General features: G+C 66.3%; 1 protein-coding gene. It reads right to left on the bottom strand.

The features are described 5' to 3' along the window. The coding region (locus VL52_RS22375) for a non-ribosomal peptide synthetase (RefSeq protein WP_144410381.1) at positions 1-7,008 on the bottom strand (7,008 nt) is incomplete at its 3' end. Positions 7,009-7,149 lie beyond the last annotated feature (141 nt).

Raw genomic sequence — 7,149 nt, 5'->3', positions numbered from 1 at the left:
ATGGATTCGGGTGTTCCAGATCGGCGCGCCGATCGGGACCGAAACGCCGGTTTCGCCGTTCTCGCAGGCATGGGCGGTGACGTCCACCGCTGCCTCGGTCGGGCCGTACAGATTGTGCAAAGGACTGCCCAGCACCTGCCGATGCAAGGCGCTCAACTCTCCGGACAAGGCCTCGCCGCTGCACAGCACCCGTCTCAGGCTCAGGCATTGGCGGCTGCCGGCTTCGCGCAGGAACACCTCCAGCATCGACGGAACGAAATGCACGGTGGTCACGCGCTCGCGCTGGATGAGCGCCGCCAAGTAGGCCGGATCGCGATGTCCGTCCGGAACCGCCAGTACCAGCCTGGCGCCCTCCAGCAGCGGCCAGAAGAACTCCCACACCGAAACATCGAAGCTGAACGGCGTCTTTTGCAAGACGGTATCGCTGGCGTCCAGCCGGTAAGCCGATTGCATCCATGCCAGCCGGTTGACGATGCCCTGATGGGTGTTGATCACGCCCTTGGGCTTGCCGGTCGAGCCAGAGGTGTAAATGACATAGGCGGCATCCTGCGGCCGCAACCGCCGCCTGCGCTCGCCCGCGGCCAGATCGCCGCTGTCCGCGCCATCCTGCGCCGACAGCAGTCCCGGCTCGTCGAGGCTCAGCAACCGGGTGCCGTCAGCCGGCGACAAGATACCGGCCATCGCGGCATTGCTCAGCAAAACCGCGGGTCTGGCATCCGCCAGCATGAAATCGAGGCGTTCGCGCGGATAATCGGCGTCCAGGGGCAGGTAGGCCGCGCCGCTCTTCACCACCGCCAGCAGCGCCACCACCAATTCGATCGACCGCGGCAGCGCCACCGCGACCACATCGTCCGGGCCTACGCCGTGAGCCAGCAACACCCGGCAAAGCTGGTTGGCGCGCGCGTTCAGCGCAGCGTAGCTCAAGGACTGTCGCTCGAAGATCAACGCCTGGGCATTCGGCGTCAGCCTTGCCTGGCGCTCGAACAGCTGGGCCAGGTCCCCATCCGGATAGGCATGGCCGGTGTCATTCCAGGACCTCAGCCATCCCGCCTGCTCGACCGGAGCCAGCTCCAGACCGGCGACGGATTGCGCCGGATCGTCGGCAAACGCCTGCAACGTCAGTTGCAGATAGCCGGCAATGCGCTGGATGTCCTCAGGCAAGTACAAATCCGGCCGGTAGCTGAACAGGAAGGAAAGGCCGGACTGCGGATTGACGATCAGCCCCAACGGATAGTGCGTGGTGCTGCCTCCGCTGACACCCGTCACCCGCGGCCCGGCTGCGGATGCGCCGCCATCGCCGAACACTGGGTAATTCTCAAAGGCGTACACGGTGTCGAACAGATCGCCCAGGCCGGCCAGCTCCTGGATTTCAGCCAGATCCAGATACTGGTGCTCCAGCAGGCCGACTTGCTCCGCTTGCAAGCGGACCAGCATGTCAGCGATGGACTCCCCCCTCGTCCAGCGCACCCGCAGCGGCACCGTATTGATGAACAGCCCCACCATGTCCTCGATGCCACCGAGCTCGGCGGGACGGCCCGCCACATTAGAGCCGAACACCACATCCTGGCTCATGGTCAGGCATGCCAACACCCGGCCCCAGGCGCCCTGGACCAGGGTATTCAGAGTGATCCCCAGCTCTGCGGCGCGGGCCGCCAGCGCTTGCGCCAGCGCTGGCGGCAAGGCGAGGCTGTAAGTTTCCTGATCGACATAGGCCGCCGGCGGCTCCGGCGACAGCAGCGTAGGCGTCTCCAATTCGGCGAGATAATGCCGCCAAGCCTGGCGATCGGCTTCATGGTCGCGCCGGCCGAGCCACACCAGGTAGTCCCGGTAAGGCGTGACGCGCGGCATCGCGCCCAGATCGCCGCCATTGCGGTACAGCGTCATCAACTCCCGCCATAACAAGGGCTCGGACCAACCATCCAGGAGGATGTGATGATTGTTCATGATCAGCTGGTGGCGGTCGGCCGCCAGCCGGATCAGGGTGAAGGACAGCAGTGGAGCGCGCCCCAAATCGAAACGCTGGCTGCGCACTTGCTCGCGTATCTGCGCCAGCATGGCCTGGCGCTCGTCGCCAGCCAGCATCGACAAATCGATGTCCTGCCATGGCAGCGCCTCCAGCTGGGAAATGATCTGCACCGGCTGGCCTTTCCCCAAATCGACAAAGCAGGCGCGCAGATTGCCGTGGCGCTGCAACAAGCCATGCGCGGCCCGCTTCATCGCCGCGGGATCGAGCTCGCCTTCCAGCTGATACGTCACTCGCTCGATATAGGGATCAACGCCGGCCGGATCGTACAGGCCGTGGAATAACAAGCCCTTTTGCAGCGGCGACAACGGAAGCACATCTTCCAGCGGGCGATACTCGGCCTCCAGCCGCTCGATTTGCGTTTGCTCCAAACCCACCAGCGGCAGATCCGACGGCGAGCGGCCGCCGGCCTCCGGCCTTGAGGCGTGCTCCGCCAGCGCGACGGCCGCCTGCCGCCACAACTGGGCCAGCTCCGCGATCTGCTCCTGATCGAACAACTCTCCGGCCCATGACCAGATGGCATGCAGTTCCGGCCCTTGCTCCCGGTCCAGCGTCTGGGCATTGAACGACAAGAGATGCGGCAAGGGCATGTCCGGATCCTGTCCGCCCTCGATGCCGGCGCAGCCCGCCGGCTGCCAGTCCTCCCCCTCCGCGGCGGTGAAACGGCCAAGGTAATTGAAACCGATCTGCGGACTGCTCAACGCGGCCAGCTCGCCGCGCGCGCCGGGATTCAGATGGCGCAGCAAGCCAAAACCCATGCCCCGGTCCGGGATGGCCCGCAACTGTTCCTTCACCGACTTGAGCAAGCGCCCCAAGCTGTCCCCGCCCTTCAGCGCTTCGTCCAGCCCGGCGCAATCCAGCGCCAGCCGCACCGGAAACAGGCTGGTGAACCAGCCGACGGTTCGGGACAAATCGATGCCAGTATCCCGCGCCTCCCGTCCATGGCCCTCCAGGTCGAACAACAACTCCGCCGGTGCCTCGGGCAGACGCCGGCGCCGCCAAACCGCAACCGCAAGCGCAAACACCGTCAACAGCACATCGTTGGCATGGGCGTGGAAACGCGCGGTCGCCTGCGTCAGCAGCGCCTGGGTCACCGCCGGCGGCAAAGCCAGGCTCAGGCTTTGCCGGGTCCGGGTGGCGTCGCGGGCGGAATCGTACGGACGCGGGCCAAGCAACGGATCTTCGGCCGCCAGCGCCCATTTCCAATGCGCCAGTTCCGCTTCGCGCTGCGACGACCGGGCCTCTTGCCCCAGATGCAGCGACCATAGCCGGAATGAGGCCCCGACCGGGTCCAGCGCGATGGCACGGTCCTGGCTCGCCGCCTGCCAGGCCTGCTGCAAATCCGGCAACAGCACGCGCCAGGAAACGCCATCCACCGCCAGGTGATGGATCACCAGCAATAAACGCCCGGCCTCGTCCCCGGCATCCAGCCATACCGCCTGCAGCAGCAAGCCGGCCTCGCAGTCCAGCCGTTCCGCCGCGGCTTCCCCTTCCCGCGCCAATAGGAGATGCCACTCCGCCTCATCCCGACCGACCGCGTCGATCCGGCGCAGGCAATCGCCGGCCCGCACCGATCCGGCAGGCGGAATCGATAGCAGCGCCTCATCGCTGGCCGCCGCGTCCAAACGCAGGCGCAAGGCATCGTGATGGTCCAGCAGCGCCTGCAGCGCGGCCAGCAGGTCATCCCGTTTGAGCCCACCGGGCGTGCGCAGCAGTTGAGATTGGTTGAAGCGCCGATACGGCGGCGCGGCCAGCATCCAGTGGATGATGGGCGTCGCCGGCAAATCGCCGCAGGCCTGATCCACCCGCTCGTTCCGGTCGGACTCGACAGGCTTAAGCTCCGCAGCCAGGTCCTCGACCCGGGGATGCCGGAATATCTGGTTCGGCGTCAGCAGCCAACCGGCTTTGCGCGCGCGGCTGGCAAGCTGGATCGAGCTGATGCTGTCGCCGCCCAAGTCAAAGAAACCATCGTCTATACCGACTTTGGACAAATCCAGTACCTGGGCGTACAGCTGGCACAACGCCCGCTCTTCCGCCGTGCGGGGCGGGCGGTAGCCCTCCGCGGCGAAGGTGGGCACCGGCAGGGCACCGCGGTCGAACTTGCCGTTCGGCGTTCTCGGCAAGGCCGCCAGCTCCACCAGCGCTGCAGGCACCATATGCTCGGGAAGGTGCTCGGCCAGCTGTCGCCGCAAACCTTGCGCATCCAGCTTCGCTTCCGTCGCCGCCACCACATACCCCACCAGCTGCCTGACGCCCGGCGCATCCTCGCGGGCGACCACAGCCGCCTGCGCCACGCCGGACAAGCGGCGCAACACAGCCTCGATTTCCGCGGGTTCGATGCGGAAACCGCGAATCTTCACTTGATGGTCGGTGCGGCCGAGATATTCGAGCCTGCCGTCCCCGCCTCGCCTCGCGAGGTCTCCGGTGCGATACATCCGTTCCCCCTCGGCGAACGGATTGGCGACGAAACGCTCGGCGCTCAGGCCCGGGCGGCGCAGATAGCCGCGCGCCAGCCCATCGCCTGCGATGTACAGCTCGCCGGGCACGCCTACCGGCACCGGCTGCAAGCCGGCATCCAGCACGTAGAGCCGGGTATTGGCATTGGGCAGGCCCATCGGCGGCGCGCCGCGGCCCGACAGCGGCAGGCTGATCGTCGCGCACACGGTCACTTCGGAAGAGCCGTAGCCGTTTACCATCAACCGGCCAGCCGACCAGCGTTCCTGCAGATGAGCCGGGCAATGCTCGCCCGCCACCATGATGCCGAGGCTATCCGGCAGCCGCTCCGAAGCCAATGCCTCCAACGCCGACGGCGGCAGCACCACATGGCTCAAACCATGCCGCCGCGCCAGCTCCGCCATCGCTCCGGCATTCAGCGCCTCGCGGGCGCTGGCCACCAGCACCAGACGCGCGCCCACCAGCAGCGACATGCAGACTTCGAACAGCGCGGCCCCGAAACTCAGCGACGCGAACTGCAGCACGCTGGATCCGGCAGACACGCCGAAACGCTCGATCTGGCTGGCGCGCAGGCTGGCAATGCCCTGATGGGTCACCGACACGCCTTTGGGCTTGCCGGTTGAGCCCGAGGTGTAGATCACGCAAACCGGGTGCTGCGGCAACAAGGGGCGCGTCCGCTCTCGCTGCGCCAACGGCCGCCCGTCCGCTCGGGCAACCATCTCCCGCCAGGCCGGCTCATCCAGCACCTGAACCCGCAAGCCTGAGAATGCCGGCAAACCGCCGACGGTATCGGATGTCGCCAGCAGCAAACGCGGCGTGGCGTCGGACAGCATATGGGCCAACCGCTCGCGCGGATACTCGGGGTCCAGCGGCAGATAGGCAGCGCCCGCCTTGACCACCCCCAGCAACGCCACCACCATGTCCAGCGAGCGCGGCACCGCCAGCGCGACGATGTCCTCCGGGCCGATGCCGGCGCCCGCCAGCGTCCTGGCCAACTGGTTGGCGCGCCGGTCCAGCTCGGCATAGCTATACTGCTCCGAGCCAAAAGCCAGCGCGACCGAGTCCGGCGAAGCCTTTGCCTGGGCTTCGAACAAACAGGCGAGCGTGCCCGCCTCCAGCGGACGGGCTGAATCGTTCCATCCGCTCACCGCCTGCCGGCGCTCGTCGTCGTCCAATAGATCCAGTTCGGCAATCAAATGCGCCGGCTGCATGGACCATCGTTCCAGCAAACGGACAAAACGCGCCACCAGCCGCTCCGCGCCGGCGCGGTCGAACAGGTCCGAAGCGAATTCCAGTTCTCCGTCCAACCCCTGCGGCCGGCCATCGCCATCCTGCCGCTCGAACAAATTGAAAGCCAGATCGAACTTGGCGGTTCCCGTTCCAAGCAGCCGCTGATCCACTGCCAAGCCTTCCAGGTGGAAGTCCGCGCTCAGATTGTTCTGCAGCACCAGCGCGACCTGAAATAGAGGATGATGCGAAGTGGAACGCGCCGGATTGATCTGCTCAACCAGCCACTCGAACGGCAAATCCTGATGGCTGTAGGCTTGCAACGCCTGTTCCCGCACCCGGCGCAACAAGGCCGGAAAGTTGGGCCGGCCGGAAACATCCACTCGCAATACCCAAGCATTTACGAAAAAGCCGATCAGTTCCTTCAGTGACTCTTCGCCGCGGCCGGCCAGAAGACCGCCCACAGCGATATCCGTTCCCGCGCCCAAGCGGTGCAGCAAGGCGGCCAGACCCGCCTGCAACGCCATCGACAAAGTCGCGCCCTGTTGCGCGGCCAGCGTCTTCAGACGGGCATGCGCCGCTGCGGACAGCGCGAACGGCGCTTTGCCGCCGCGATGGCTGGCCACCGCCGGACGCGGATGGTCGGTCGGCAACTCCAGCACATCGGGCATGCCTCGCAACGCCTCGCGCCAATAAACCAATTGCCGGGCCGCCAGGCTATCCGGGACCTCCAGATCGCCCAGCAACTCCTGTTGCCACAGCGCGTAATCGGCATATTGCACCGGCAATGGCCGCCACTCCGGCGCCAGGCCCCGCAACCTGGATCGATAGGCCAGTTCCAGATCCCGCGCCAGAACCGGGAGGGAGTCGCCGTCGGCAGCGATATGGTGCAAGAGCAGCAACAACACCGGCTCGGCGCCATCAGCCAGAAACAAGCCCGCGCGCAACGGCATCTCGCGCGACAAATCAAAGCAATGGCGGCAAGCCGTCTCCAGCGACGCGGCCTGCTCCGCCGCGCTGCCGGCGGTCTGAACCGCCAGACAGAAAGTCCCTGCGGCATCCGGCGGCAGAATATGCTGCGCCGGGGCGCCCTCCTCCGATTCGACAACCAGGGTGCGCAGGCTCTCATGACGGGCAAGCACGTCCCGCAGCGCAGCCTGCAAGGCCGGCTGCTCCGGCTCGCCGGACAAACTCAGCGCGATCGGAATATTGTAAGTCGGGCTGGGACCGTTAAAACGATGGGTAAACCACAATCGGCGCTGCGCATAGGAAAGCGGTAAAACCTCAATCTCGGGGATCGGCATGATCAACTCCTGACAGCGTGTTGCTGGCGGCGGCGCGGCTGCAGGGCCGGCCGGGCAGCGCCTTGGTATTGGGGGAGAACCTCAAGCAGCTCTGCGACGGAGGGCAGGTCGAACAGCTGGCGGATCGGCAGCTCCACATTC

This window comes from Chromobacterium vaccinii, assembly GCF_000971335.1.
In the GTDB taxonomy this organism is placed as follows: domain Bacteria; phylum Pseudomonadota; class Gammaproteobacteria; order Burkholderiales; family Chromobacteriaceae; genus Chromobacterium; species Chromobacterium vaccinii.
Note: the sequence above shows the minus strand (reverse complement) of the source record. Positions and strands in the feature narration are given on the sequence as shown.